Annotated in this window: 32 protein-coding genes and 1 tRNA gene; 15 read left to right on the top strand and 18 right to left on the bottom strand. The window is 62.2% G+C overall.

Translation table 11 applies throughout. The features are described 5' to 3' along the window. Window positions 1-390 precede the first annotated feature (390 nt). On the top strand, window positions 391-897 hold the full coding sequence (locus tag ABIA40_RS09540) for a MarR family winged helix-turn-helix transcriptional regulator (RefSeq protein ID WP_025036671.1): 507 nt from the start codon (window positions 391-393) through the stop codon (window positions 895-897). Between the two features lie 15 nt (window positions 898-912). Here the strand turns inward: ABIA40_RS09540 and ABIA40_RS09535 are convergent, their stop codons facing one another. Together ABIA40_RS09535 and ABIA40_RS09530 are read right to left on the bottom strand one after the other, a co-directional pair. After that, window positions 913-2,025 carry an alpha/beta hydrolase family protein gene (locus ABIA40_RS09535; protein ID WP_404540788.1) on the bottom strand — a complete coding sequence of 371 codons (1,113 nt, stop codon included), beginning with the start codon at window positions 2,023-2,025 and terminating at the stop codon, window positions 913-915. Between the two features lie 374 nt (window positions 2,026-2,399). Further along, complete coding sequence (locus tag ABIA40_RS09530) at window positions 2,400-3,371, bottom strand: SDR family NAD(P)-dependent oxidoreductase (RefSeq protein ID WP_157283505.1); 972 nt, start codon at window positions 3,369-3,371, stop codon at window positions 2,400-2,402. Window positions 3,372-3,780: 409 nt separating this feature from the next. On the opposite strand from ABIA40_RS09530, the gene ABIA40_RS09525 reads away from it, so the two are divergent. Beyond that, on the top strand, window positions 3,781-4,020 hold the full coding sequence (locus ABIA40_RS09525) for a hypothetical protein (RefSeq protein WP_025036674.1): 240 nt from the start codon (window positions 3,781-3,783) through the stop codon (window positions 4,018-4,020). A gap of 147 nt (window positions 4,021-4,167) precedes the next feature. Here the strand turns inward: ABIA40_RS09525 and ABIA40_RS09520 are convergent, their stop codons facing one another. Then, a complete protein-coding gene (locus tag ABIA40_RS09520; protein ID WP_404540785.1) occupies window positions 4,168-5,142 on the bottom strand; it encodes an alpha/beta hydrolase fold domain-containing protein in 975 nt (324 codons plus the stop codon). 121 nt (window positions 5,143-5,263) lie between these two features. On the opposite strand from ABIA40_RS09520, the gene ABIA40_RS09515 reads away from it, so the two are divergent. Beyond that, a complete protein-coding gene (locus tag ABIA40_RS09515) occupies window positions 5,264-5,884 on the top strand; it encodes a TetR/AcrR family transcriptional regulator (protein WP_338122638.1) in 621 nt (206 codons plus the stop codon). Window positions 5,885-6,260: 376 nt separating this feature from the next. Then, window positions 6,261-6,767, top strand: a complete 507-nt coding sequence (locus ABIA40_RS09510; RefSeq protein WP_271538068.1) for a septal ring lytic transglycosylase RlpA family protein — start codon at window positions 6,261-6,263, stop codon at window positions 6,765-6,767. A gap of 87 nt (window positions 6,768-6,854) precedes the next feature. Here ABIA40_RS09510 and ABIA40_RS09505 read toward each other — a convergent pair whose 3' ends face one another. From ABIA40_RS09505 to ABIA40_RS09495, 3 genes are all read right to left on the bottom strand, one after another. Continuing rightward, on the bottom strand, window positions 6,855-7,010 hold the full coding sequence (locus ABIA40_RS09505; protein ID WP_404540783.1) for a hypothetical protein: 156 nt from the start codon (window positions 7,008-7,010) through the stop codon (window positions 6,855-6,857). A gap of 142 nt (window positions 7,011-7,152) precedes the next feature. After that, window positions 7,153-8,406, bottom strand: coding sequence for an OpgC domain-containing protein (locus ABIA40_RS09500; protein ID WP_404540781.1), 1,254 nt, complete (start codon window positions 8,404-8,406; stop codon window positions 7,153-7,155). A gap of 571 nt (window positions 8,407-8,977) precedes the next feature. After that, window positions 8,978-9,469: a DUF421 domain-containing protein gene (locus ABIA40_RS09495; protein WP_157283499.1), complete on the bottom strand. Its 492-nt coding sequence runs from the start codon at window positions 9,467-9,469 to the stop codon at window positions 8,978-8,980. 539 nt (window positions 9,470-10,008) lie between these two features. Between ABIA40_RS09495 and ABIA40_RS09490 the strand changes: the two genes are divergently transcribed. The 6 genes from ABIA40_RS09490 (at window position 10,009) to ABIA40_RS09465 (ending at window position 13,785) form a co-directional block, all read left to right on the top strand. Continuing rightward, a complete protein-coding gene (locus ABIA40_RS09490; protein ID WP_404540780.1) occupies window positions 10,009-11,427 on the top strand; it encodes a tyrosine-type recombinase/integrase in 1,419 nt (472 codons plus the stop codon). Beyond that, the gene (locus ABIA40_RS09485; protein ID WP_404540778.1) at window positions 11,424-11,915 is read left to right on the top strand and encodes a hypothetical protein; all 492 of its coding nucleotides are present in this window, start codon (window positions 11,424-11,426) and stop codon (window positions 11,913-11,915) included. The genes ABIA40_RS09490 and ABIA40_RS09485 overlap by 4 nt, the downstream gene beginning before the upstream one ends. Before the next feature lie 86 nt (window positions 11,916-12,001). Then, window positions 12,002-12,214, top strand: coding sequence for a hypothetical protein (locus ABIA40_RS09480; RefSeq protein WP_404540777.1), 213 nt, complete (start codon window positions 12,002-12,004; stop codon window positions 12,212-12,214). 128 nt (window positions 12,215-12,342) lie between these two features. After that, window positions 12,343-12,543: a hypothetical protein gene (locus ABIA40_RS09475; RefSeq protein ID WP_404540775.1), complete on the top strand. Its 201-nt coding sequence runs from the start codon at window positions 12,343-12,345 to the stop codon at window positions 12,541-12,543. Next, window positions 12,540-12,767: a hypothetical protein gene (locus ABIA40_RS09470; protein WP_404540773.1), complete on the top strand. Its 228-nt coding sequence runs from the start codon at window positions 12,540-12,542 to the stop codon at window positions 12,765-12,767. The genes ABIA40_RS09475 and ABIA40_RS09470 overlap by 4 nt, the downstream gene beginning before the upstream one ends. Before the next feature lie 34 nt (window positions 12,768-12,801). Next, window positions 12,802-13,785: an AAA family ATPase gene (locus ABIA40_RS09465; protein ID WP_404540771.1), complete on the top strand. Its 984-nt coding sequence runs from the start codon at window positions 12,802-12,804 to the stop codon at window positions 13,783-13,785. A 324-nt stretch (window positions 13,786-14,109) separates the two neighbouring features. On the opposite strand, the gene ABIA40_RS09460 is transcribed toward ABIA40_RS09465, so the two are convergent. Then, the gene (locus ABIA40_RS09460; protein ID WP_404540769.1) at window positions 14,110-14,274 is read right to left on the bottom strand and encodes a hypothetical protein; all 165 of its coding nucleotides are present in this window, start codon (window positions 14,272-14,274) and stop codon (window positions 14,110-14,112) included. 485 nt (window positions 14,275-14,759) lie between these two features. On the opposite strand from ABIA40_RS09460, the gene ABIA40_RS09455 reads away from it, so the two are divergent. Genes ABIA40_RS09455 through ABIA40_RS09445 form a run of 3 tightly spaced genes read left to right on the top strand, consistent with a single transcriptional unit; the run spans window position 14,760 to window position 16,824 of the window. Further along, complete coding sequence (locus ABIA40_RS09455) at window positions 14,760-15,398, top strand: hypothetical protein (protein ID WP_404540767.1); 639 nt, start codon at window positions 14,760-14,762, stop codon at window positions 15,396-15,398. Next, window positions 15,392-16,150: a phage terminase large subunit gene (locus ABIA40_RS09450; protein WP_404540765.1), complete on the top strand. Its 759-nt coding sequence runs from the start codon at window positions 15,392-15,394 to the stop codon at window positions 16,148-16,150. The genes ABIA40_RS09455 and ABIA40_RS09450 overlap by 7 nt, the downstream gene beginning before the upstream one ends. Next, window positions 16,141-16,824, top strand: a complete 684-nt coding sequence (locus ABIA40_RS09445; RefSeq protein ID WP_404540763.1) for a hypothetical protein — start codon at window positions 16,141-16,143, stop codon at window positions 16,822-16,824. The genes ABIA40_RS09450 and ABIA40_RS09445 overlap by 10 nt, the downstream gene beginning before the upstream one ends. A 15-nt stretch (window positions 16,825-16,839) precedes the next feature. On the opposite strand, the gene ABIA40_RS09440 is transcribed toward ABIA40_RS09445, so the two are convergent. From ABIA40_RS09440 to ABIA40_RS09395, 10 genes are all read right to left on the bottom strand, one after another. Next, on the bottom strand, window positions 16,840-17,196 hold the full coding sequence (locus ABIA40_RS09440) for a 4-fold beta flower protein (protein WP_404540761.1): 357 nt from the start codon (window positions 17,194-17,196) through the stop codon (window positions 16,840-16,842). Between the two features lie 27 nt (window positions 17,197-17,223). Beyond that, on the bottom strand, window positions 17,224-17,700 hold the full coding sequence (locus ABIA40_RS09435; RefSeq protein ID WP_404540759.1) for a permease prefix domain 2-containing transporter: 477 nt from the start codon (window positions 17,698-17,700) through the stop codon (window positions 17,224-17,226). Further along, window positions 17,697-18,152 (bottom strand): PadR family transcriptional regulator, encoded by a 456-nt coding sequence (locus ABIA40_RS09430; RefSeq protein ID WP_404540757.1) that lies wholly within the window; start codon window positions 18,150-18,152, stop codon window positions 17,697-17,699. Before ABIA40_RS09430 ends, ABIA40_RS09435 begins: the two co-directional genes overlap by 4 nt. A gap of 85 nt (window positions 18,153-18,237) precedes the next feature. Continuing rightward, a tRNA-Pro gene (locus tag ABIA40_RS09425) sits at window positions 18,238-18,315 on the bottom strand. A gap of 110 nt (window positions 18,316-18,425) precedes the next feature. Next, on the bottom strand, window positions 18,426-19,001 hold the full coding sequence (locus tag ABIA40_RS09420) for a MerR family transcriptional regulator (RefSeq protein WP_271538071.1): 576 nt from the start codon (window positions 18,999-19,001) through the stop codon (window positions 18,426-18,428). Window positions 19,002-19,025: 24 nt separating this feature from the next. Continuing rightward, window positions 19,026-19,367 carry an integration host factor subunit alpha gene (locus tag ABIA40_RS09415; protein ID WP_036010431.1) on the bottom strand — a complete coding sequence of 114 codons (342 nt, stop codon included), beginning with the start codon at window positions 19,365-19,367 and terminating at the stop codon, window positions 19,026-19,028. Window positions 19,368-19,499: 132 nt separating this feature from the next. Next, on the bottom strand, window positions 19,500-20,480 hold the full coding sequence (locus ABIA40_RS09410) for a beta-ketoacyl-ACP synthase III (RefSeq protein WP_036025462.1): 981 nt from the start codon (window positions 20,478-20,480) through the stop codon (window positions 19,500-19,502). Then, entirely contained in the window at window positions 20,477-21,538 is a 1,062-nt protein-coding gene (gene plsX / locus ABIA40_RS09405; RefSeq protein ID WP_404540754.1) for a phosphate acyltransferase PlsX, read from the bottom strand. Before plsX ends, ABIA40_RS09410 begins: the two co-directional genes overlap by 4 nt. Window positions 21,539-21,837: 299 nt before the next feature. Beyond that, window positions 21,838-22,401, bottom strand: coding sequence for a YceD family protein (locus ABIA40_RS09400; protein ID WP_404540752.1), 564 nt, complete (start codon window positions 22,399-22,401; stop codon window positions 21,838-21,840). Further along, window positions 22,398-22,949: a ubiquinol-cytochrome C chaperone family protein gene (locus ABIA40_RS09395; protein ID WP_036025467.1), complete on the bottom strand. Its 552-nt coding sequence runs from the start codon at window positions 22,947-22,949 to the stop codon at window positions 22,398-22,400. The genes ABIA40_RS09400 and ABIA40_RS09395 overlap by 4 nt, the downstream gene beginning before the upstream one ends. Before the next feature lie 98 nt (window positions 22,950-23,047). Here ABIA40_RS09395 and ABIA40_RS09390 point away from each other — a divergent pair, with 98 nt between their 5' ends. Beyond that, window positions 23,048-23,533: an outer membrane protein assembly factor BamE gene (locus tag ABIA40_RS09390; RefSeq protein ID WP_036010444.1), complete on the top strand. Its 486-nt coding sequence runs from the start codon at window positions 23,048-23,050 to the stop codon at window positions 23,531-23,533. Window positions 23,534-23,747: 214 nt separating this feature from the next. Further along, window positions 23,748-24,749 carry a Bug family tripartite tricarboxylate transporter substrate binding protein gene (locus ABIA40_RS09385; protein WP_404540750.1) on the top strand — a complete coding sequence of 334 codons (1,002 nt, stop codon included), beginning with the start codon at window positions 23,748-23,750 and terminating at the stop codon, window positions 24,747-24,749. A 305-nt stretch (window positions 24,750-25,054) separates the two neighbouring features. Here ABIA40_RS09385 and ABIA40_RS09380 read toward each other — a convergent pair whose 3' ends face one another. Continuing rightward, window positions 25,055-26,260 carry an FIST signal transduction protein gene (locus ABIA40_RS09380; protein ID WP_404546198.1) on the bottom strand — a complete coding sequence of 402 codons (1,206 nt, stop codon included), beginning with the start codon at window positions 26,258-26,260 and terminating at the stop codon, window positions 25,055-25,057. Window positions 26,261-26,278 lie beyond the last annotated feature (18 nt).

Raw genomic sequence — 26,278 nt, 5'->3', positions numbered from 1 at the left:
TCATTTAACGGAGACCGGACCATGAGGCCCCCCAGATCCCCGTCTCTTCATCAAATCCGCTCGGCCGCTTCGCGTTTTCGGACGTACCCGCATTCGCGAGGGACGTGAGCGAACCACCTGCAACGGGACGATCGAGAACCCCCCACCGTCACGGATCAATATGCCCGCGCAGCTCCGTTAATCAAAATAGTTTATTAGATCAGCTTTGTAGTTTCACTAACCGTGTGTCCGCGGCGCAACACCGGGGTGGGCCCGAGAAGGTTGATCGGGTCATATTTGTAGTTTTCGTGACACAATTAGCCTGCTCTGCACTTGCGTCAGAGCAGAGTTGCGTGGACTATGCCCACAAACGAACGATCGAAAAGAGAATCAGCTTGCGGGAGTGACGCTGTGTCCGCGACGAGGAAAGAAGGGGCGCGCCTGCGCACCATCGGCAACCTGGATATCATCAGGCGATTCACCTGGGAGATATCGTCGATCAACATGTATCTCGAGGAGCTGCGTCAGTTCTGGGCGAGGACGCTCGGCATCAGCGGGCCGCAATGGCTGATCCTGATGGCGATCTCCGACCTCGACAAGGACGACGGCATTCCGGTCAACGTCGTGTCCAAGCTCCTCCACGTCGATCCGTCCTTCGTCACCACCCAGTCCAAGCTGCTGGAAAAGAAGGGTCTGTTGCGCCGCCGCCCCTCGCCGACCGACGCGCGCGTGGTCCGGCTATCCCTGACCGAGAAGACGCAGAAGCACTTGGCAAGCCTCAACGAGCAGTACAAGACCATCAAGGAATTCGTCTTCCAGGAGTTCGACGAGGCCGAGCTCGCCGAATTCACCACCAAGCTCGCGACGCTGAAGACCCGGCTGGAAAAGGCCTGCGTCCGCCTGAGTCTCGACTTCTGAGGCGGAAGCCGGCGGCTAGACCCGCCTGGGCGCGCGAAGGCGCGATTCGAGCCAGTCGAAGATGTACTCGTTGGCAAGGCTCGGATTGTCGGCATGGGCCTGTGCCGCGCCGGTCTCCGCCGCAGTGAACACTTTGAGCATGACGTCCGAGCTGCCGAGCCGGGAGTTCTGGACCAACTGACGCGCCCGGTCGGCCTTGAGCCAGCCGTCCTCGCCGAGGGTGATCAGCACCGGGCAGTCGGCGCTGGAGGCCATCAGCGGCGCATGCGGCACCGGCACGATGCTGACGTCGCTCATCGCGAATCGGCTGGCGAAGAAGGCTCGCTCGTGCAGGTCCCACAGGCCGCCGTCGCAGACGGCGGCGGCAAGCCGCGGCTCCTGCAATACCGCGCGCGCCACGAAGGACGAGCCCCAGCCATCGGCGACGATTGCGACGCGCGCGAAATCGACGTCCTGCCGCGTCTCCAGATAGTCCATGACGCCGGGGATCGCGCTCTCGAGATCCCTGCGCCGCAAGAGCGTATCGAGAAAATCGTCGCGCTGGTCGCCGAACAGGTCGAGCGCCAGCATCGAGAAGCCGCGCTCGCGCGCGTGCGGCTCGAGCTTGAACAGAAATTCTTCCTTGCGGTGGCCGGGCTCGCCGATGCAGATCACAGTCGGCGCCAGCTCCGTCCCCGACGACGCAGGAAGGAAATAGCCCTGCAGCGAATGCCCGTCGAGCCAGGGTATCGTCACCACCTCGCCGGCCGGCCTGCGCGCGGTGAGGTAGCTGCGCGCGCATTCCTGCGTGGCCAGCACGGCCACCCAGCGGCGCTCGTCGGCGGCGTCGAGCGGCATCGCTGCGGCCCCATAATAGTTCATGGCGCGCAGCCAATTGCGCTGCGCACTGGCGCGGTGGCCCTCCGCGAACGCGGCCTCCGCGCGCTGCCGATTGGTCTGCGCCAGCTTCTTCCACTCGCGATGCCAAGAGCGGTCGTCGTCGGGCTTCAGCTGCCGCGCGATCATCAGGCATTCCGCGATCGTGGCGCCGCCCTCCTGGGCCGCCGTGAGCAGCCGCGTGAACTCAGCTGAAATGTCCTCTCGCTCCGGGCAAAAGGTCCAGTCGTCGGAGAGGCATGCGGGCATCATCGAAAGCTACGCTCTAAAAGCTACGCTCTAATCGTCGCGTTACGCGGTTGACTAAACCATTTCAGATCGCCGACCAAGCCGCCTCGCGCAGCATTACAGGCATTTGAGATCAACATCGCTTGAACATCGTCATGACGGATGGATGACATTCCAACAGCTCATGGTGCGCGACGAACATTGGCAGCAGCTGACACATAGAATTGTCCGAGCGTCTCTTGCCATGACGACCATCATAGCCATATTAGCGCGCCTCGTTGGCGCGCTAACGAATATGACTCCTAGCGGCGGCGTGCGCGCACGCCTCTCCTTCGAGACGGCGCTGACGCGCCTCCTCGGGCTTTCGGGTGCGATGGGTGGGCGCCCCGCCGGCGGCCTCAACCAAGCCGCCAGCCGACCTCCTGCGTAAAACTTTCGTAGAAGGCACGGTCGTAAGCCTGCTCCGGCGTGGCGCGCACACGCTCGTCGAGGCGCTCGGCATCCTCGCCGACGAGGATGCGCCACCGCTCCGCCTTGACGCCGTCCAGAATGATCTTCGCCGCCTGGGCGGCCGTGGTCGGCGCGTCCTCCAGGAAGCTGCGGGCGCGCTCGGCGAACGCGGCCTGGATGTCCTCGTCCGACATCTTGTCTGCATCCGGCACGCCGGCGGCGGCCATGCGCTTGCGGGTCAGTGCCACCTCGTCGGCGTTGAGCCGCTCCGAGCCGTCGCCGCTCTGCACCTTGCGCGAATTGGAGACGATCGACGTGCCGATATGGCCGGGCATCACCACCGAGCATTTGACGTGTGGGGCGTGCAGGCGAAGATCGTTGATCAGCGCTTCGGTAAATCCCTTCACCGCGAACTTCGCGGAGCTATAGGCGGTGTGCGCCTGCCCCATGCCGATCGAAGCCCAGAAGCCGTTGACGCTCGCGGTGTTGACGATGTGGGCCTCGTCCGCTGCGACCAGCATCGGCAGGAAGGTGCGCACGCCGAGATAGACCCCGCCCCAACAGATGTTGAAGGTGCGCTCCCATTGCTCGCGGGTGTTGGTGAACAGGCTGCCGCCGCCGCCGATGCCGGCATTGTTGAACAAGAGATGAACCTTTTCGGTCTTCTGCTGCTCGGCGACCTCATCGCGAAACCGCTTCAGATGATCCTCGATCGCCACGTCGGCGACGTGCGTCGTGACGCGCAGGCCCTGCGGCAGCTTCTCGACTTCGCAGAGCCGTTTGGTCTCGGCCATCGCCGCTTCCGAGACGTCGCACATCGCGACGTTGCAGCCTTCGGCGACGAGCTGCCGCGCGAGCTCACGCCCCATTCCCGTGCCGCCGCCGGTGATGACTGCGATCTTTCCAGCAAAATCCTTCATGGGACTTCGGTCCCTCCCCTTGTCGGTGTGTTTCTTGGTCACGGCGCCGCTGACCGCGGCGCGCGCAAAACTGTAGCAGCGCGACATCCGCGGGTAAAAGCCGCGCGTTGCCCTCTTCGCCTTCGGTAATTTCGGCGGGCGGACTACGCGCGATGCCGCGCGCGGGCCTTGTGAAGTGGCTAATAGGCGACACGGCCCGGACATTCGATCATTCCCAGGTGTTTTCCAGCGGGTTCCCCGTATTTGTCCGGCTTCGGGTTAATGGCAATTTTTTACAATCCGAATCGCCAAATGGGGGTTGGACGCTGGATTTGAGTCGGCCAGGCCAGCGTGTTGTTTGCGTTTCACAGGCTCTGGCACTCCGCTTGCATCCTCTTCGTGGTCAGAAACAACCAACGAGGTGATAGGAATGTTCGTGACCGTCGTTGCCGTGCTTTGCCGGCTTGGCGCAGCCAGCTCAGGCAGTTGTGTCGAGGAAATCGTGACCGACAGCAACATGACACCCGAGATTTCGCTGATGCAGTGCGCGATCGGCGCACAAGCGCCTCTCGCGAAGTGGATGGGTGAGCATCCGATCTATCACGCGAACTGGCGCCTCGAGCGCTACAAATGCGTGCCGGGTCACTATGAGATCAAGGGCCACGCCTAAGGCCCCGCAAAACCACTGGTATCGAGACCACGGATACCAGAACGATCAATCCAAGAGGAAACGCCCGGGGACCGCTTATCCCTCCGCGCGGACACGGCGCCAGACCGATCACGGCAGGCGCTCTGTGACAATGATCACGCCCTCCCTCTAAGCCACTTCACGCAAGATGATCGCGCGTGCCCGCCGTCCTTCCGGCGTCGCCATCAGCGCGAAGTTGTGCGGCTGCTCGCGCAATAGATGCAGCTCGATCGGCACGCCCACCGCCCTCGCCTTGGCGGCAAGGTCGACGCTGTCGGGATAGAGAAGATCGCGCGTGCCCGAAAAGATCGTCATCGGCGCGAGCCCGCGGAAACCGCCGTTGAGCGGGCTGACGAAGGGATGGCCGACCTCGAGCTCGCCGGCATAGAGCCGCGCGGCCTCAACGATGCCCGGAATATCCTGGATCGGATCGCGCGCGGCGATCGCAACCTGCTCCGGACGGCTGACCGAGGCATCGGCCGCGGGCGAGATCAGCAGCATCCGGCTCGGCTGCCGATGCCCGCGATCGCGCAGCCATTGGCAGGCGGCGAGCGCAAGGCCGGCGCCGGCCGAATTGCCGACGACCGTCACCTTTGCATCGCCCGCGTCTTCCAGCAGCATGCGCAGCAGCTCGCCCGTCGCCGGCACGACGTCCTTGGCGGTCGCCCGCGGCGCCAGCGGGTAGATCGGCACGACGCAGCAGATTCGCGCCTTGCGCGTCATCTCGCCGATCAAGCGCCAATGCGCCGGCGCGATCTCGTTGATGTAGCCGCCGCCATGCAGGAACATGACGTAGTTGCAGCCCTCGTAGCCCGACGCCGGAGCAGTGTAGTAGACCGGCCAGCCGCCCATCCTGGTCAGCGTCACCTCGACGCCGCCGCCGACCCCGATCGGCTCGTGAGAGGCCGGGGCCAGCGCCAGCTTCTGCACGCGCTCCTGCACCGCTTCGGCGGATGCGAGCTGCGCCTTGTACGGAAGCTGCCGCAGCAGCAGGTTGAAGGCCCGGCTTTGCAGGCTTGGTGCAGGATCGCGCGACGTCCGCGCGCCGAATACGCAGCCGCCCGGACAGAATTGAAAGGCCGACACAAGTCTCGCAACGCTCATCGCCACATCCCCATCCGGCTGTTTCGACCCGGCGACGAAGAGGGTTGCCGACCCGCCGCCATTGGACGATATAATGCGAGCATTGACTCGCTTTTCCTACTCGCATTCAGATCACAAGTCCGTGGCCCGCAAACCGTCCACAACACCCCGGAAAAATGCCTCGCAGAAGCGATCCCGTGCCACCGTCGACGCGCTGGTCGAGGCAACTGCTCGCATTCTGGTCAAGGAAGGCTTCGAGAAGACCAGTACCAACCGCATCGCCGAGATCGCCGGCGTCAGCGTCGGCTCGCTCTACCAATATTTTCCCAGCAAGGAGGCGCTCGTCGCCGCCGTGATCGACCGCCACAACGAGGCGATCATGAATGTCGTCCGCGCCGCCTTCGCGGAGGTCGCCGATCTGCCGATCGAGAAGGCTGTGCGCCGCCTCGTCACCGTCGCGATCGAGGCCCATCATATCGACCCGAACCTGCATCGCGTCCTCGCCGAGCAGATCCCCCGCTCCGGCCACCTCGCCGAGGTCGAAGCCTACAGCCACGAAATCCACGCCCTCGTGCGCGCCTATCTCGAACGTCACCGCAAGGAGATGCGCAAGCTCGACCCCGCGCTCGCAGCGTTCATGTGCGTGAGCGCGATCGAAGCCATCGCGCACAACACGGTGCTGAACGGCGAGATGCTGTCGGAGAAGATGGTGAAGGTGCTGGTGGACGAGACGACGCGGATGGTGGTGGGGTATTTGAGGTAGGTGGGCGACAAGCCAGGGCACTTGCGATCTAGCTCCGCACGATCCTTCTTGAGCTTCGCATCTGGCCTGATGACGATCGCACTGCCCGCGTCCAAAGCTGATCGTATTTGCGCGACTCATCCTCCGCCGGGACGCGACCGCGTCAGTCGTCGCGCGGTAACTCGCCTCCGCCAATTTAAATATTTAAATATATTTAATTTTGAAAAATTAAATAATTATTATTTGAGGCCGGGGAGAGCCGGAGCGTGGTCAACCTCAGTCAGGCACGCTCTTGCTCCGCGATGTCGGTATGTCATCACCGTTTTGCGCGTCTTAAGGAACGCGACCTCTGAGCTTGCATTGTCGGCTTGATCTTCAATCGTTCATGAGGTCGACAATGCATCTTCTCGTCAGAATGGCGGCGATTGCGACAGTCCCTGCTTGGATCGGGTTGAACGCGAACGGCGCTCAAGCACAGGATTTCCATGACCGGTGGTCCATCATTCCGAAGGCTCAGGCAGAGCCGGCGCCTGCTGGACCCGAACAGCCGAAGAAGGATCAGATTGAGGCGCCACCTCCAACCGCACAAGAGCCATCGGCTGATCGCTCGGGCATGCGATCTTTCAATCGAGTCTTTACTGGAAAGGCCTCCTATTATTCATATTCCAAAGGCAAGACAGCGAGCGGTTCGACATTCAATCGGAATCACCTCACGGCGGCGCATCGCACCCTACCGTTCGGCACCAAGGTCCGCGTGACCCATGGAGGAAGCAGCGTCATCGTCACCATCAACGACAGAGGCCCGTTCATTCGTGGCCGCGTCCTCGATCTCTCGCTCGCTGCCGCGCGCAGCTTGGGGATTACGAGTCGCGGCGTAGCCCAGGTTCGTGCCGAGGTGCTGTAGCAGATGACTCTTGAAGCGCCGTGACATTGAATAACCGGACGCGCTTGTGGATCTGCCCGCTCGAGTGGCTCGCCGCCTTCATCGGCATCAGCGCGATAAAGCCGGTCGCGCACAATACCGCACTGGCGCGATGGCCACGTTGTGCGCCGCCGACTCGATCGTGCTGACGCGGATGAAGGTCGCCGGATCGAGGTCGATCTTGCGCATCTCGTTGCGGCGGCTTTCGAGATAGGTGCGCACCAACGCGTGGACCTCGCAGTAAAGGCTTCGCCTCCCGCTTATCTGGGCGACAAAGGCCGCCGGCTCTGCCTACGAACAGGAGTATTGAACCGCGTACCCGGGGCGACTTTGTCGAGGCACTCTTCGTCAGCGCCGGCGGCGGTTGTCAAACCTCGGTTAAGGGCGGCTGCCGCGAATCCGTCCCGCGAGCGACCTGCGGCACCCTTCCGCCGCCGCGCAGGACAAGATGCTCGAGGGAGCCGGTGCTTTCCGGCGCTCTCTTTCCATCTACCGGACTCTCATGTGAAGATTTCTCCACTCGCTTTGACCAGGCTCTGTAGTAGGCAACCGCCGTCATGATCGCGATTCCTGCCGCTCCGACGAGCAGTTGAGCGAGGATGCCGTTCCCTGCCAACTGCAGGATGAAGTACCCGATGAAGGCCAGCAGAATGCCCACACAAAACACTTCGAGGGACTGCTGGCCGCACTTTATCAGCGGTCGCCAGATGGTGGCTTGTAGCCCGCGCGCATCGATCGGTATGAACCGGGCACCCAGGATAATCAGCACCATCAAATGAAGATAGCGGTAGGGCGCCAGATTGGTCTTGTCGTTGGGATTGAAAAGCTCGAACAAGGCGGGCCCAAACAAGGCCCGGAGCTGAGGCTGGTGAGCAGCTAACGTCATGAGCGCCCCAAAAATCAAATAGGCAATCGCAACGACCAGCACGAACCTGGACCGTAGCAGGAAATGCAGGCGCCCCGCACCGGTCAACGCGAGCCATGCGCCCGTCACAAACAGAAGCTGCCACGCCAGCGGATTGAAGTACCAGCTTCCCGACGGGTAGGAAGGCAGATTCCAATGGAATTGCCGCGCAGCCAGATACAACAGCACCGACCCGATCATGACGGCGTCGGGAAATCTCAACATCAACCAGAGGATGGGAGGAAACAGCCCCATCAAAACGACGTAGAGCGGCAGCACGTCCAAATTCAGAGGCTTGTATCTCAGCAAAAGCCCCTGCGTCATCATCTCTACCGGCGCGCTGGTGACCGGTCCGGCGTTGAACAGATTGACCAGATCAGGGGCGTTGAACCTTTCCGACAGGAAATGGACAAAAGCCAGGTAGATCAGGAATAGCAGGATATGCGCCGTGTAGATTTGCCATACGCGCCTGAATAGCCTGCTGGTTCCGAACACAAAGCCTCGCTCCATCTTTCGCGTATATACGAGCGCTGAGGTGTAGCCGGAGATGAATACGAACAGGTCGGCCCCGTCGCTGAATCCATAATTTCGGAACGAACACCACACCAGCACCGTGCCGGGGACATGGCCGAGAAACATCGCCCAGTTGGCGAGGCCGCGAAACAGGTCGAGACGCAAATCACGTTGAGGTGGCGGCAGCGCAAGCCCGAGCTTCATTCTGCTTTCCGTCGTGCAACGATTCGCGATCGATGTACGCGACCCAGCACCGAGAAGCTGCCGAGATCGCTCACGCTAGATGCCGGGCTGAGAGCCTCATTTGAGGAGCGACTTCGCCCAAAGGCAATTGCACCACGTCGGTCTCGCCGAGAGCGAGTGAAGTTTGATGCGGTCAATAGAACAATGTTGGCGCACTGAGGTCAGCCGGATATTGACCTGAGTCAAGCGACCCGCCGAGTGCCCCAGTACTGTACATGCATGACCTCGAACGCGCGGAGGCTAACCGGCGTTCGGATTTTCCCACGGATAGCTGGCAGGGAATCTTGGTTCCGAGCAAAACGCGCGCGCTGTGTCATCGGGCCTGACCTGATGGGCGTTTCCTCGGTTGGTCGTGGGAGATGGTGCGCACGCTGGTGGACCACGCGGATCGCGATGGGGTATTCGAGGTGGTGGCGTCAGTCCTCGGCGCGTGTGCCTTTATGGAAGCCGGCGGAAGCTCCTCGCAGGATAACAATTAGTCTATCGTCGATGCTCCGCAACGCCGATCATTTCGGCGGGCAGAGGAAGGCCGTCAGGCTTCCTTCTTTTTCACGCTAATATTTCCATCGCCCTCGATATATGCTTCTACCACGTCCGAGGGGCTCGCTATGCCCTCCTCGCGCAGCTTGCTCATCAACTCGTCCATCGTCACCAGTTCCTGCCGCATGTGGCGGCGAAGGACCTGCCCGTTTTTGATGAGCAGGAGCGGCGCCGGGCGAGCAAGCCGCTCCACGAAAGGCACGTGATACCCGACCCAGTCGATGGCGAGATTCCAGAAAATGATGGTGGCAACGAGCACGATACCTTCTGTGATCGAGCGGTATTCGCCCGCCATGCCATTCTGCGCCGCGTCCGCCAGCAGGACGACGAGAAGCACATCAGGGATGCTGAGCCCGCCGGTTTGCCGCTTCAAAATGAAGCGCATCAGCGTGAAGATGCCGAGATACATGATGGTGCCCCGCACGATTATTTCCGTGACGGAATGCGTCGGGACGAAGATCTCGCTCCACGATAGCTGAAACATGTTGCCCTCGCCTAAATGGAAGCGTCCTGATGCCGCGTATCGAAACTCTTATCGACACGAACGGTTTCGGATTGCGAGGAGAATGGTCAAGATTGAGCCTCTCGCCGACAGCTCGGTCGTCATTGTCCGACGATCCGCTCCTTACCCCGGTCCGACGAGTCACATCGTTTCGGAAAAACCTTATGTCCCAATGACATCGCTACTGTGCATGGGGTTGTTTTCGGCGTCTTGATGTACCGCCCGCCGCAGGCCCCGCTTCTGGTCACAGGCATCCCTCGCGGCCCGGAGCAGGCTTCGCGCCGACGGTCAACCCGACAGATGTTGAAAAAATGGTCGGAGCGAGAGGATTTGAACCTCCGACCCCTAGTCTCCCAGACGAAGGTGATCCCGTAACGAAGCGTAACGAGACTGAACGTCTTGAGCGCCAGACATGCTTGTTTTTTATTGATTTTTGACGATTGTTCCGCCATGTTAGTCACACAGGGTAACGCTCGCTAACAGCACCGGGACGTTACCCCACAGCACCTTGGGGTAACGGCATGGCGAAGACTAAGGCGCTATCCAACTTGGCGATCGAAGCGCTCAAGCCGCGGGCGGTTCGCTACGAAAGGTCAGATGGCGGCGCCGCCGGCCTGTTCTTGGTCGTCCACCCTTCCGGCGTCAAATCGTGGGTTTTCCGGTTCCGTTCGCCGGTGGAGCGCGAGGGCGGGCAACGCGCGCCCAAAAAGCTGACACTCGGCACGCTCGCGCTCACGGCATCCCGAGCCGAACCTCAGATCGGCCACCCCCTTACGCCCGGGCAGGCTCGCATGCTCGCCACGGCGGCCGCGGAGGATGTCCGGCGCGGGATCGATCCCACTCATGTCCGGCGCCAGGAGAAGGCTGAAGCGAAGCGAGAGGCCATGCGCGACGACACGATCGACGCGGCCATGGTCGAGTTCCTGAAACGCTATAAGGGTCGCAAGCGGCAAGGGCTGCGCGAATCGACCCGCCTGCTCACCGCCCATTATTTCGGTCTCAAGCCCGACTCCGAGAAGCCGGGCGAATGGCAGACCACCGGGAACGGCGTGCTTGGAAAGTGGTCAGGTCGTTCCCTCGCCTCCATCACCAAGCACGACGCGATCGTTCTGCTCGATGCCTTGGTCGATTCCGGGCGCGGCGTGACCGCCAATCGGACACTGACCACCCTCAAAACTTTCTTCGACTGGTGCGTCGACCGCGATATGCGGGAGTCTTCCCCCGTCGCATCTCTCGATGCTTTCGCGAACGAGACCAGCCGCGAGCGCGTGCTATCGGCACCCGAACTGGTCGCGGCCTGGAAAGTCGCCGAACGGGAGGGCTACCCTTTCGGCCGCCTCGTGCAATCCCTGATCCTGCTCGGGCAGCGGCGCGACGAGCTGCGCGAGCTGCCCCGGACCGAACTGGACATGAACGGACCGTCCATCCTGCTCGACGACGGCAGTCGTTGGAGCGAGCCATTGTGGACGATCCCGAAAGAGCGGACGAAGAACGGGAGGGAGCATCTTGTGCCGCTCAGTCCGAAGGCGGTGGCGCTATTCAAGTCCCTGCCAACGATCAAGGGTAAGGGGCTGCTATTCACCACCACGGGCGAGACACCTATTAGCGGTCTCTCGAAAGCAAAAAAGCGCTTCGACGAGGCGATGCTTGCCGAACTGCGGAAGGCCGATCCCGACCACCAGTGGCAGCCTTGGACGCTGCATGATCTGCGGCGGACATTCTATTCCGGTCTTCAGGCGCTCGGGTTCTCCATCGAGATCGCGGAGGCATGCGTCAACCACTCATCGGGCGCGATTCGCGGCGTTGCGCGGGTTTACGCCCGTCACAAATACCTGCGTGAAAAAACGCAGGCGCTCACCGCGTGGGCTCGATATGTCGATGATCTGGTGAACAATCGTCCAGCGAGCAACGTGCACCAGTTTCAGAGGGAGCCCGCATGAGCAAGTCAAACGGCTACAAGACCGCTCCCTTCGTGGTCGGCAAGCGCCTTGGAACGGTTGAAAAGGCGCTGCGCCTGGCAAATCACGACATCACTATCACAGCTCCCGACGATGACTTCTTCGGTTCCATTGTCAAAGCCATCAAAGCGTTCAACGGTGCAAAGCTTCGCGCGGCATGCGACGACGGCGGTCCTACGGCCGACCTAATTTTGCAACTGCTGTCAGAACGTCCGTTGAGCCGCGGTGACCGGCGCAGTCTCGCAAACCTACTCGCCGGCGAACTCAATTCTGCCGGTCGCCCCCGTGACAAAGTGGCGGACGTTCGTGCTTACGTCGCATTGCTTGATGAAGCGAAGCGCAAATTCCCCGGGACCGCCGCTCGAAACCGCGCGGCAGAATGGGCGGCGGGAGATCCCCGGGGCCGCAACAAATCGCCGTCAACGATCGCGCGCGATATGGAGCGCAAGCGCTCATATTGGGGCGTTTGAATTCCCGGCAATAATTCTGCATATTTTCCCCCGCTAGATAGCTGGCGCTGCTTCGTGAGACCTTGTGATCAACACATGAGGTCACGATGTCCGCTGACGATCCCAATGCTCTAATTCCCACGGCACAGGTTCGCGCCCGTTACGGCGGCGTGAGTCATATGTGGGTCGAGCGCCGTCTGAAAGACGATCCCGACTTCCCTCGCCCGCTCTACATCGCGAAGCGTCGCTTCTGGCGTCTCGGCGAGCTTGCCGCGTGGGAACGCTCTGTCGCCGCACGTCGCGAGCCAATCGCCGCGTGATGTTGACAATCAACATAGACGTTTACTTTCAACATTTGGTCGCCGCTTCGTGCGGAGGCTGACGGCGCGACGCTGGTGTCCCGTTCCTCCGCCGGCGTCGCGTCACCCCTCAATCCAAGGAGATCACAATGCCCAAAGTCGTCATCGTTCCCAACACCCCCCTCATGGAATCCGATGGCTCGTTTGGCCATCACGTCGCCGAGCGCGGCCAGCATCGCGCGGAGTCCGACGGATCGTTTGGTCGTCATACCTCGTCGCCGCCCATTCCCATGGCCAAGAATGCGGATAGCGCCTCCGCTGAATTTGTGCTTGGCGGCGGTTTCGCATGACCAACGCTATCAGAGACATCGTCATCGATTTCGAAGCTGCGGCCCTCCGCGCCGTGGCGGCCGGCGGCGACGCGTCGGACATCGAGCAGGCGCGCGACGACGCTGTCGACAATCTGCGCGCGCTGAAGGCTGGCGCCGACGGCGAAATGCTCGAAGCGATCTTCGCCGCAGCCTTGGAGATCGGAACGAAGGCCGGCTTGGCGATCGAGGCGGTGCGCAAATGACCGCGAACAACCTGATCGCCTCGAAAAAGCACAATTGCATCTGGATCGCGACGGACGCAGCAGCGTATCTGGACGACGGCACAATTACCGAATTCAAGTCCAAGGTCCGCGCGATAAGCTGCCGGGCGAGCCCCGCGACGTGCTGTTGATCGCTCGCGAGGGCTCGAAGGGGTTCGGCGAGCGCATCGATGCGTTCAAGGCGCATCACAGCATCACCGCAGACCCTGACCGGCTCGTGTTCATGCGATCCCCGACAAACCTTGGCGACCCGGCGCAATTCGAGGAGCTGAAAGCGGCGATCGCGGCGAGCGGGCGAAGGTTCAAAGTCGTTGCGGTCGATACGGTCGGGCGAGCCCTACCTGGCGAGGATTTTTACGACGCCAAATCGATTACCGGGTTCATGGAGAGGCTTCAGCAGCTCGGGGAGATCGGGCAAGGCGTCGCCGTCGGCGTGCATCACGTCAACAAAAGCGGCGACGCGTTCGGGTCGGTTTACTTTGGCGCCAGCTCCGACTTCATGTTCCTGGTGGAGCGCGAGGGCGACGGCCAGTTGGTCCGAGGCAAGATCACATGCGCCAAAATGAAAGACGGCGAGGACGGTTGGAAAAGACGGGTCGACTACGGGAAGGCCGCCAGTAGCCTTGTGGTGGCCTCCGTGACCGAGGGCGGCGACATGATGGGCAAGGCGCTCAAGCTGTCCGATGACGACAGACTCGCCCTGCAGGCACTTGGCGAGGCCCTGAGGGCAAGAGGGCAACTGCGGCCGGAGTTTCCGGGGCGGTCGGTGACGCTGAGCGAGTGGCTGGACCAATGCTTCAAGATCGGCGGCGTCAGCCCGGACGCCGCAAAGCCGATGCGCGATCTGCACCGCCGACAAGTGAAGTTGCTCGCCAACCGAATGATCCTCGTTCAGGACCAGCTTGTGCGGATTATTGACCAGACCGCGAGCGCCAGTGTTGCAATTCCCATGGCAGCACTCGCCGGACAATTTCCGCCAATCCCTCCACGTCAAACCTGACCGGACCGGGACCGCCGTACCGCCCTTATAGGGGGCGGTCCGGTCGGTCCGTATGGCCGGCGCTGGACCGGTCGGACCGCGGTCCGTGTTTGGTCCGGTCGGTCCGTTAGATTTCAATGACTTAGAATCTCAACATCAAAATGAGCTGGAAATGTTCACAAGCCGAAGAACGAAAGCACCGCTGCGATGACAATGATTAAATCGATTATCCAAGATCCCCATTCATGGCTTTGGCTCCTCCGCGTTTGGCCAAGTCCAGAAACCTGCAAAGATCACTGTTCCCGTCATACGAGAATCAGAAAGGGGCGTCTGAACTGGAAGATCTTAAGCAACGCCAAAGCGCTCGCGGGCGTCTTTTCCGAACTGCCTCATTTGCGGAGAAACGTCGTCGTACACGGCTTTGAACTTGGATATAGCCCTCATCACCGTTGCATACATCTCGATTTCGGAAAGCGTATTCTCGCGGCTGACCGTTCGGGCCAGTTCCATGCTTCAGCCAAACGATGACGTCGTTTGCACCATCGGACTCCGATGAGTCTGTTGATGGCTCCGGCGTCAACGCCTTCACTTTCTGAAACATGAAGGGCTTGCCAGGATCGGGGAGCATCCCCTCTGCTGCTGCCGCCAACGTGATGGCAGCTTCGAAATCACCACGGTGAAGATGTTCGATTGCGCAGTGGATTTGGCGGATCGATGCATAACGAATATTCGTCTCAATGTGTGGCGGGTTTCCCATAATGCTCGTTGGACCGCACGTCGACAGCGATGTCAAATTCGCGCGCACTTCTGCACCTGATCGCGCCGCCCCGCTCGCCTAAATTGCGACGCTTTAGTTCTACTGACTAGTGCTCCGTTACACATTGTGACGCATATTGCAGCACTTTTGTTGATTCACTGATTCTTTGGTATGCTGGGGTAAACATAGGGGTATCGAAACGCGAATTCGCGTTGTCAAATCGCAGGTGCGTTGAGTCATGGGCAAGACCGGCCCGAAGTGTTCTATCTGCTCTCACAAATCCCGGCATCAGATCGAGATCGGACTCGCGCACGGCATTGCGCACAACGCCCTCGCCCGCCGCTTCAATGTCAGCGCTGATGCCGTCGGCCGGCACGCTGCGAACCACGTCAGCCCCGCGATGCGCGCGGCGATCCTGTCCGCGCAGAAGCCCACCGAGATCGACCTAGAGGCGCTGCAGGCCAGTGAGCAGGAAGGCTTGCTATCGCAGCTCGTTCACCAGCGCGCGCGGCTGCAACAGCATGTGGCCACCGCGATCGACTTCGCCGACATCAAAGCGGCGATTAGTGCCGAGGGTGCCATTACCGCGAACCTGGCCCTGGTCGGCAAGCTGCTCGGCATGATCGTCCAGCGGCACGACGTGCGGTCGACGTCGCTCCTGATCAGCGCCGATTACCTGGCGCTGCGCCAGGCGATCACCACCGCCCTGCGGCCCTTCCCCGAGGCAGCGCGTGCCGTCGGCGCGGCCCTGCACCGGTTGGAGACGGACGCCGCTGCGGCGATCACCCAACGTGCCGGCAAACCGCCCCTGGTCATCGAGGCCAAGCCAGTCCGGCCGCCCTGCCCGGTGCCGCTACCCGGGACGCCGCCATGCTGATGGCAATGGACATCGCGCGCGCGCTGGACCCCGCGTTGCTGGCAGCCGACGCAGAAATCACCTTGGATCCATGGCAAGCCGATTTCGTCCGCTCCAACGCGCCGCAGATCGCCATGCTGATCCCACGCCAACACGGTAAGACCGAAGCCGCTACCATCAAGGGCCTGTCGGTGGCTACCACCGAACCGGACAGCCTGATCTTGATCGCCTCGCCGGCGCAGCGCCTCTCAGACGAGTTTGTTCGCCGGTCTCGGAAGACCTTCAGCCGGTTGCCCGACGCGCCACCGCTGGTCGGCGACAACGCCCGCCGTCTTGAGTTCGAGAATGGCAGCCGCGTGCTGGCGCTGCCCGGCGACAATGACGGCGACACGCTGCGCGGCCTGGCAAACGTGCGCCTGGCGATCATCGACGAGGCGTCGCGGTGCTCGGACGAACTGATCACGGCCATCCGCCCCATGCTGGCGACCAACCCGCGCGCGCAACTCGTCTATCTGTCGACGCCGGCCGGCAAGCGCGGCGCGTTCTATGAAACTTGGTTCGCCGACGATCCGGACTGGCACAAAATCCGCGTCGAGTTGGGATCTTGCTCCCGCATCACGCCAGAATTCCTGGCTCGCGAGCGCAAGAACCTCGGTGAGACGAAGTATCGCCAAGAGTATCTGTGCGAATTCCTCGACACAGAGGACGCAGCGTTCTCGACCGCGATCATCGATGCCATGTTCACCAATGAGGTTCGACCGCTATGGGTATGACGGCAATCAGCAAACGTGAGATCCCCGCGCGCGCGGTCGACCGGTGGTTCGTCGGCGTCGACCTTGGCCAGAGCACCGACCCCACTGCAATCAGCGTCATGAACCACCGCGTCGTGCCGCTGGACACGTGGACGGAGAATATCAAGGCCGGGTACTGGCGCCAGGATCGAACCGAGCACTTCGACGTGCGCCATTTGGAGCGCCTGCCGCTCGGCATGTCCTACCCGCAACAGATTCAGCGTGTGGTCAACTTGCTCGCGCGCCCGCCGCTGAACGCGCTCAAGCCCAAATTGGTCATTGACGAGACGGGCGTCGGCCGGCCGGTTGGCGACATGTTCGATGCTGCCGGGCTGCACCCGAGCCGGATCACGATCACCGCAGGACTGGAAGCGACACAGCACGGCGCCAAGACCTGGCACGTGCCCAAGGCTCTGCTGATCTCAAACCTCGAAGCGCACTCGCACAGCGGAGAACTGCGCATCGCGGCCGCCGCGAATGATGCCGCGGCGCTGAAAGAGGAAATGAAGGACTTCAAACGGAAGATTTCGGAGGCCGGCCGCACGACCTACGCGGCGCGCGTCGGCGCTCACGATGACTTGGTGCTGTCGGTCGCCATAACGCTATGGATGGCGACGCAGGGACCGGTGACGAGCGTCAGTGAGTTTCCGTTTTAGGTAATTGACCTTGCGCTAACGGAAGAGATCGTCGACGCTATATTGACTCCAACTCAAAGACGGCAACGCGAGCAGCGGGGGCAATGATGGAAGCCCACGTAACGGAGCCAAGGATGGCAGCGATTTCAGAGAGGGAAGCGACCTTAACGGGGGCAGCGGGCCGCCAGAGGCATTCTCAGAGAAAGCCACGCCGTGTCCGTTGTGATCTCTGATCCAACCCGACGAAATGCGGCCAACGTGACGTCCGGAAGATGTGTAGAGTTCTTCCCCCTGGACAAAGCCAACAGGCTGGCCGCCCCACGTGTAAAACGTCCCTCGGTCGTCGACATAGTGAGTCGCGCGACCGCTGCGATCATAAAAATCTTGGGCCATCACCTGTTCCTAACTTTAGAAGCAAGCTTAAAGACCGAACTTGGATCGAACGTAATCGACCACGAGCGTGATAAACCCCATTCGCTTGATCCACTGCCACACGAGCGGCCCCACTGATCGCGCGGCCTCGAACCAATACATTCGTCGGGCAGCGCGATCACCGAACTTGTCGACGTTCTTTTGGAACATCTCTTCAAGATCGCCGAGTAGCGCTTGCGCTGAATGCTTGGGCGCTACGAAGGCAAGGAGGATTGCGGCTGACGCAGGCGGCGAGGAACGCTTGGGCCGCTGCGTCGCGGATTCTTGCGATACTTTATCCAAATGCTCTTGGGCCGCTTCAATCATCACTCTGAGCTTCTTGCGCTCGATTCGCGCCGACTCGATTTGTTTCTGAATGAAGAGATTGCCAAGTGCGACCTTGAGGACTTTTTCGTCGTAGTACGTGATCCAGACGTCCCGAGTAGAAATATCCTGCTTTTCGTCGTCCCCGTTGTTATCAGTCACGCCATGGCTCCTGCCAGTTTGGTCCCTGCGCGCAGCCGGTCCAGCGCGGAGAGTGATGCATTGAGGGCCATTTGCCCCTTACCGGTAATTTCAAAGAACATCTTCGCTCGGCCACCGCGTTCTGCAGTTGCTTGACCTTGCTTGCTCTGGACGAACCCCTTTTTTTCCAGAGTTTCGAGGGTGGCGTAGATCGTCGCCATTGGAACTGCCTTGTTGAGACGTTTTTCCAGTTCCTCGTAGATGGAGACGCCATACGCGTCGGGCTGCTTTCGCAAAATTGCGAGCATTACGACCTGCTCCGTCTGCTTGAGGGTGTCGTTCATGATCCTGCCTGATGAGACTTGGGTTGCTTCTTTGCTTCGTTGCTTCTTGGGCCGGCCTTCGCCGGTATCTTCTAACATATAGAAGAAATGCGTGGCCGTCAAATCTTCCAATGCCTGGAAGATATCCACGATAAAACAGAACACCGCGCCGGCGCCTGTTACCCTGTCCGTTACCCTGAGGAAATTCCGGACGCCCTAAAATCCGGCTAATTATTGGTCGGAGCGAGAGGATTTGAACCTCCGACCCCTAGTCTCCCAGACTAGTGCGCTAACCGGGCTGCGCCACGCTCCGAATGCCGTTCCATTAGCTAGGATCGCCGCTTTGCGCAAGGCGAGGCCGCAGCATTTTGCTGGATCCGCCCAAAGCTTCCGGAACTGCCCCGGAAAGCCCGCGGGACCGCCCTAGCCCTCCTTCAGGGCCTGATCCAGCATCTCCCGGCAGGCGACGAGGTCGCCGAGGACCCGCTCCAGCCGCTCCCGGTCGAGCGCGCTGGGGCCGGCGGGCGCGGCGGCGCCGCCTTTGCGGAAGGTGGTGAGGATCTCCTCGTCGTCGATCTCGGTGAAGCGGAAGTCGATGCCTTCCTCCTCATCGCCCTGATAGTCGTCATCGTCGGTGTCGGTGACGCCCTTGATGGGGGCCTCGTCCTCCGGCTCCATCAGGCTCGCGCCGATCGCGTCCTCGATCGCGCCGAACGAGACCGCGGCCGCGCTGTCGGCGAGGCCCTGCACCGATTTGACGCCGTGCTCTTTCAGGATGCGCTGCACCCCGCGGATGGTGTAGCCCTCGCCGTAGAGCAGCCGGCGGATGCCCTTGAGCAGGTCGACGTCGTCGGGGCGGTAATAGCGGCGGCCGCCGCTGCGCTTCATCGGCTTGATCTGGGAGAAGCGGGTCTCCCAGAACCGCAGCACGTGCTGCGGAATGTCGAGTTCCTGCGCTACTTCGCTGATGGTTCGGAACGCATCCGGCGCCTTGTCCAAAGGCCAGTCCTTTCCGAAAGGCGGTTACGCCTCTTCTTGAGCCTGGGTGGCGTCGCCGTTGGTGCGGTGCTGGGCGTTGATCCGCTGCTTCAGGATCGCCGATGGCTTGAACACCATGACGCGGCGCGGCGAGATCGGCACCTCGGTGCCGGTCTTCGGGTTGCGGCCGATGCGCTGGCCCTTCTTGCGCACCATGAAGGAGCCGAACGAGGACAATTTCACCGTCTCGCCCTTCTCCAGGCAGTCGGTGATCTCCTTCAGCACGAGTTCCACGAAGGCAGACGATTCCGTGCGCGACAGGCCCACCTTCTGGTAGACGGCTTCGCACAGATCGACACGCGTTACGGTTTTGCTGGTCTCGCTCATCGCCCTGCCCCACCTCACGGCGAACAATTCTTGTCTGAAATTATGAGCTTACGATACGGCGGTCAACACCGCACATCAATGCAGACGTAGCGATAATCGGCGGTGATTCCGGCAAAATTTTATCGGTGTGGCTTACCAGCGCACCAGCGCCGAGCCCCAGGTAAAGCCGCCACCCATGGCCTCCAGCAGGACCATGTCGCCCTTCTTGATGCGGCCGTCCTTGCGCGCCACCGAGAGCGCCAGCGGGATCGAGGCCGCCGAGGTGTTGCCGTGGCGGTCCACCGTCAGCACCACCTTCTCCGGCGCGATGTGCAGCTTGTGCGCGGAAGCATCGATGATTCGCTTGTTGGCCTGGTGCGGCACAAACCAGTCGATGCCGTCGGCATTGAGCCCTGTCGCCGCAAAGGCATCGACGATGACGTCGGTGATCATGCCGACCGCATGCTTGAAGACCTCGCGGCCCTCCATGCGCAGATGGCCGACGGTCTGGGTCGAGGACGGCCCGCCGTCCACGAACAGCTTTGCCTTGTGGCGGCCGTCGGAGCGCAGATGCGTGGTCACGATGCCGCGGTCGGTCGCGGCATTGCCGGGCTGCTCCTGCGCCTCCAGCACCACGGCGCCGGCGCCGTCGCCGAACAGCACGCAGGTGCCGCGATCGTTCCAGTCGAGGATGCGCGAGAAGGTCTCCGCGCCGATCACCAGCGCCCGCTTGTAGGCCCCGGTGCGCAGGAAATTGTCGGCGGTGGCAAGCGCGAACACGAAGCCCGAGCACACCGCCTGCAGATCGAAGGCCGCGCCATGATTGATGCCGAGGCCGTGCTGCACGGCGACGGCGGTCGCGGGGAAGGTGTTGTCGGGCGTCGAGGTCGCCAGCACGATCAGCTCGATCGATTGCGCGTCAACGCCGGCATCGCGGAGCGCCGCCTGTGCCGCCTTGATGGCGAGGTGCGAGGTGAACTCGCCCTCGGCCGCGATGTGCCGCTCGCGAATTCCGGTGCGCTGCACGATCCACTCGTCGGAGGTATCGATGCGCGCCGCCAATTGGGCGTTGGTCACCACCTGCTCCGGCAGATAAGAGCCGCAGCCGAGCACGACCGAACGAATCTGAGTCACGAAACATCCTCCGGCGCGGGCTGCACGAATTTGAGTGCACCACCCTCGCGGTTGAGCATCTGATTGATCTTGTTCAGGAGATCGTAGTGAGCCATCTCATAGCCAACATCGATCGCATAGGCAAAGCCTTCGGCGTTGGTTCCGCCGTGGCTCTTGACCACCACCCCGTTCAGTCCCAGCAGCACGCCACCATTGGACTTGTTGGGGTCCATTTTGTCGCGCAGGGCCTGGAAGGCGCTGCGCGCGAAGAGATAGCCGAGCTTGGACATCCAGCTCCGCTGCATCTCGTGACGAAGCAATTCCGCCATCTGCCGTGCGGTTCCCTCGGCCGCCTTCAGCGCGATGTTGCCGCTGAAGCCTTCGGTGACGATCACGTCGGCGAGCCCCTTGCCGATGCCGTCGCCCTCGACGAAGCCGATATATTCGAGCTCCGGCAGGTTCCGCGCCCGCAGGATCTCGCTGGCCTCGCGGATCTCCTCGTGCCCCTTGATCTCCTCGGCGCCGATATTGAGCAGCCCGACCGTGGGCCGGGTCTTGTTGAACAGCACGCTCGCCTTGGCCGCGCCCATCACCGCCATCGACACCAGATGGTGGGCATCGCCGCCGAGGGTGGCGCCGAGGTCGAGCACGACGGACTCCCCGCGCAGGGTCGGCCAGATCGCCGAGATCGCCGGCCGATCGATGCCCGGCAGTGTGCGCAGATGGAAGCGCGCCATCGCCATCAGCGCGCCGGTGTTGCCGGCGGAGATCGCGACGTCCGCCTCGCCCTTCTTGACCGCGTCGATCGCGAGCCACATCGAGGAGGTCTTGCGGCCGCGCCGCAGCGCCTGGCTCGGCTTGTCCTCCATGCTGACGGCGACGTCGGTATGGACGATCTTGGAGGCGGCCTTCAGCTTCGGGTGCTGGTCGAGCTCGGGCTCGATCCTGGCGCGGTCGCCGACCAGCAGGAACTCGGTGTCGCGATGCCGGCCAAGCGAGATGGCGGCGCCCGGAATGACCACGGCGGGGCCGACATCGCCCCCCATGGCGTCCAGCGCGATGCGAACCTTGCTTGGCATGTAAGTCCTGGAAACCTGGTCTGGTGCGGTCTTGGGATCAGCGGGGCCGCAAAATGGGTTCGCCACCGGGACGGCGGCCGGCCAAGCGCCACGCCGCACCCGGACCGGGGCGCGACAATAGCGTTTTGTACCCCCGAAACAACCTCTTGCCCCCAGCCTTTTGCATTCGGGGCAATCCGGCCGCCGGCCGTGGATTTCGCGAAAAATCCATTGAATTCAGACAGATCAACAGCTGCCTCAAACCATCAGGGCAAATGGCTCGCGTCCCCTGGCAAGGCAGCCGCGAGCCAAAATGCCCCTCATTGGCCCTTCTTCTTGTCCTGCAATGCCTTCAGCACGGCGAAGGGATGGTCTTCGGGATCGGGAGCGGTGACCTCCGCCTCGAACACGGCCCCCTCCTTGCGCGGATAGGGATCGATCGCCAGGAACAGGACGTCGGTGGCGAGCCGGCCGAGGTCGATGATGCCGCCCGTGATCGGCTCGGGCGGGTCGGCAACCTCGGGCGGCGCCTCGTCGTCCTGCCCCTCCTCGATCAGATCGGCCAGGCGGCGCGCCTCGGCCTCGGGGGCGAACATCAGGTCCACCACCTCCTCGATCTCGCTCTCGATCGGATCCAGCGTGACGACGCAGGTCTGGCCGATCCGGCCACGAACCAGGCCCGTGACCTGGACCCGCCCCCCGCTTTTCGGCACGACATCGAAGCTGGCATCGGCGGACAGGATCTCGCGCAAGCCCGCGACCTCCGCCATCGCCTGCCGCTCGGCCACTGAGGCCTCGAGCTCGCGGTGCAGCCCGCCGTCCGGGATTTGCGCAACGATGACGGGCGCCCGCCAGGGATCGCGCTCGGTATCTGGTCGGCTCATGGCGTGACATCCTCTGACAGCGCCCGGGGAAACTTGAAGGACGCGCGCAGCAGCGCGGCCTCGTCGGTCCGACCAAGATCGGCCTCGCTGGCCCTCGCATAGGCCGCGAGCCGCTCCGCCTGGTCGAAGCCGGTCCCATTCAAGATATTCTTGCAGATCGCCGCTGCCAGCGCCTCGCCGCCGGCTTCCATCGCCTGGTCGTAGGCCTGGACGCGGCCGTAGAAAGCCTCTCCGAAGGCCCGCATCCGCTTCGGCACGGTCTGGTCGCCCACCCCCATCTCGCGCAGATTGTCGTCCATGTCCTCGCAGAAGCGGTCGAACAGCGCCTGCGACAGCTCCGCGGCGCCCTGAACCGCGCGCAGACGGCGCAGCAGCAGCCAGAGATGCAGCAGCAACAGGTCGAAACGCCCGTTAACCGTATCGGGCACACCCAAGACCCGGTAAAACAGGGGTTCTCGCGCCTGCGTCACGATCATGCCATAGATCGCCTCAATGGTGCCGGGCGGGGTTCGCCGGGGTTTCCTGAAGTGATTGAACGGCCAAAGCATTGTGGTTTCCGCAAGCGGGCGCGCGCGAGTTGCATTCAGACGCCCAGCCCGGTACTTCAGCGCCTCGCGCGACGCAAGGGGACGGAATCAGTTCCGCTATGACGACAACGAACCAGATCAGCCTGCGCGCGGATATGCGGCGCGGCCTTCATGCCTGCTGGCGCGGCCTGCGCATGCTCGCGGCCACCGCCGTGATCGGCGTGGCCCTTGCAGCCTGCACCGGCGAGCAGTTCCAGAAGGGTTACATCCTGCCGCCCGGCGCGCTCGAGCAGATTCCGATCGGCGCGAGCCAGGATCAGGTGCTGATCGTGATGGGCACGCCTTCGACGGTCGCGACCCTCGACGGTGAAGTGTTCTACTACATCTCGCAGCGCTCGGAGCGCCCGGTCGCCTTCATGAACCAGAAGGTGGTCGATCAGCGTGTCATCGCAGTCTATTTCGACAAGACCCGGCGCGTGCGCCGGCTTGCGAATTACGGTCTCCAGGACGGCAAGATCTTCGACTTCATCAGCCGCACCACGCCGACGTCGGGTCAGGAGATGAGCTACCTCACCCCGCTGTTCAAGCTGCTCAGCTTCAACTGAGGCCGTCGAAGGATTCGATCGAAGCGGCTTGTCGCTTCGATCGAAATGCGCGTCGAACGAGACTCCTGAAGCCGTTTAATTCCATCGCAAGGTATATGAGCTTACGCCTGCGTCGTCGTGCCGCTCTCTGCGCGGCACTTGTCGTCGCGCGCGACTTGCGGTCGCACGTGCCGTTCCCTACGGTTTCCGCAAAGCAAGAAGCAGGAGTGGATTCGTGCATAAGCCTTTGTTGTCCCGCCGTCGTGTGCTCGCCGGTGCTGCCGGCCTTTCGGCCGCAGCGATTCTGCCGCGATCGAGCCTTGCCGACTGGAAGCCCACTGAAAACGTTCGTCTCATCGTGCCGGCCGCGGCCGGCGGCTCGACGGACGTGATGGGCCGCCTCCTGGCCGCGCATCTGCAAGCCGCCTGGGGTCAGTCGACTGTGGTGGAAAACCGCTCCGGCGGCGGCGGCACGATCGGCACCGCCGAGGCCGTGCGCGCCAAGCCGGATGGTCACACCATCCTGGTCGGCAACCCCGGCCCGAACGCGATCGCCTACAGCATCTTCAAGAACCTCAGCTACAAGCCGGACCAGCTTCAGCCGGTCTCGAACATGATCCGGATTCCGAACATCGTCTCGGCGCATCCGAAGACCGGCGTCAAAACGATTCCCGAGCTGATCGCGTATCTGAAGGCCAATCCGGACAAGCTCAGCTACGCCTCCTCCGGCGTCGGCCAGAGCCCTCATCTCACCGGCGCCTGGTTTCTCCAGCTCACCGGCTTGAAGATGACGCACATCCCGTTCCGCGGCGCCGGCCCCGCGCTCCAGGCCGCCCTTGCCGGCGACATCCAGATCCTGTTCGACAATCTCTATCCGACCCTGCCTCAGGTGCAGAGCGGCACGCTCAACGGTCTCTGCGTCACCACACCCGAGCGCAGCGACCTCGCCAAAGACCTGCCGACCATGCGCGAGAGTGCGCCGGAGCTGGCGAATTTCGACGTGTCCTCCTGGTTCGCCGTCTTCCTGCCGAAGGGCGCCTCACCCGAGGTGCTGGGCGCGCTCAATCTCCAGGTCAAGGCGATGCTGGAGCGCGAGGACGTCAAGAAGCAGATCGCCGCCATGGGCGCCCGCGCCGACTACGGCACGCCCGAGCAGTTCGCCGCCTTCGTGGACGCCGAGACGAAGAAGTTCGCCGGCATCATCCAGAAGGAAGGCCTGCAGATGGACGTGCAGTAGGTCCCTCCCCGTCATTGCGAGGGGAGCCGATAGTGCTCCCTCCCCTCCCTGCCGGGCCACGCCGCCCCCTTCCGGCAAAAAAGTGAAAAACAACCCCATGCACAGTAGAGGCGCTGTCGCAGGACGGCACGATGTCCGCTCGATCAAGCTATTGCCGTGTCGAGCAAATCAGCGGCAAGGGAGCATGGAACGCAGCAAACGCAGCTCGTGTTGTCCGTCGCGAAACATCGACGCGCAACGCCGATTGGTCAAGGCGCAGGAATAGCTCCGGAATCGCAGCTCAAGGCCAGCGCGCATTTGGCATTTTACGAATCCCGTGGGACGCGTCGGGCAAACTCGGAGATCTTCGTATCGGCGCACCTACTTCGCCCGGGGGTGCCGATCGCCACACCGGTGAGCGTTCCGTTCATGTGCATCGGACCATACAGCTCACCATAGGTATTGCACCCAAACACGCGATGGGTTCGGTACAGTCGTGACATGTCGCGGGCGCATTGATGCTCGACGCCCATACGCCTCTGAACGGACTCGAATCCGATATAGAGCGAGACCTCCCCGATTTCTTGCTGGATTTGCGCGAAAAGGTTGCCGGTTGGGTCGACCGGGTCACGCAGAGTGGCCACAGTGAACACGAGGCCTTTGTCGATGGCGGAGGCAAAATGCAGCGTGCCGTCCGCATCGACCCGTCGTATCGCACGTGCAAAATACGCATCGCCGATCCGTACGAGCACAGGATGGGATGCAAACGCAGCGAGATCGAGTACACTGTCGGTGATGCCCGCCATGCGCGAATATTCGGCTGCTGCTGGCTCGGCATTCAACTCGCTAACAGTGCGTCGATCCGGATCAGCCTCCGTCACCACCATCTTTTCTGCGCAAGGCTCGCAAGTGTCGCAAGAAAAGATAAGGAACGGCAACGCTGTCTTAAACACAAGGAGCACCGCCGCATCCGTATGGGCGCGGCCCCCGAAATAGACCCAGCTGCGGTCAAATCGCAGACCATCTGCGGCCGAGCCGCCGACCAGCGGAATATGACCAAGCGAGGCATGAATCGCCGCCAAGACGACTTCTTCTCGCTGGCACATGCCATCGATGAGCAAGAGCCCGAAGCAGCGCTCACCGTCGGCATTGCGGCCCTTTCGGAAGAAGCTATGTCGAAGATCTGCGCCAATCGCGCGATGGTCTTCGATGCGAAAATTTGAGAGCCCCAGGATGGGGTGAGCGGTCACGTCGAAGTCGGCAGCGCTGAAGGCGAGCGCGACGATGCTGTTTTCATCCCATCCATTGAGCGCAATCTCGCCGGCGGTCGTGCAGCCGAAGACGGGGATGCCCACAAAGCGGGTCCTCATTTCGGCCGCAAACCGTTGCGGATCGTAACGCGGTGAAACAAAGACGAGCACCGCCGCAACACCGCTGGCCGGGAGAACGCTTGCCAGCTCCGCTGCCGCACCGGCGGGGGTAGACGCCTTGCTCTCGACGGCTACAACGCCGAATGAGCATCGATCGAGCATCCGCGTCAAGAACCTGAT

It is taken from the genome of Bradyrhizobium sp. USDA 223, assembly GCF_044909005.1.
In the GTDB taxonomy this organism is placed as follows: domain Bacteria; phylum Pseudomonadota; class Alphaproteobacteria; order Rhizobiales; family Xanthobacteraceae; genus Bradyrhizobium; species Bradyrhizobium yuanmingense.
This window is presented reverse-complemented; position numbering and strand designations above follow the sequence as displayed.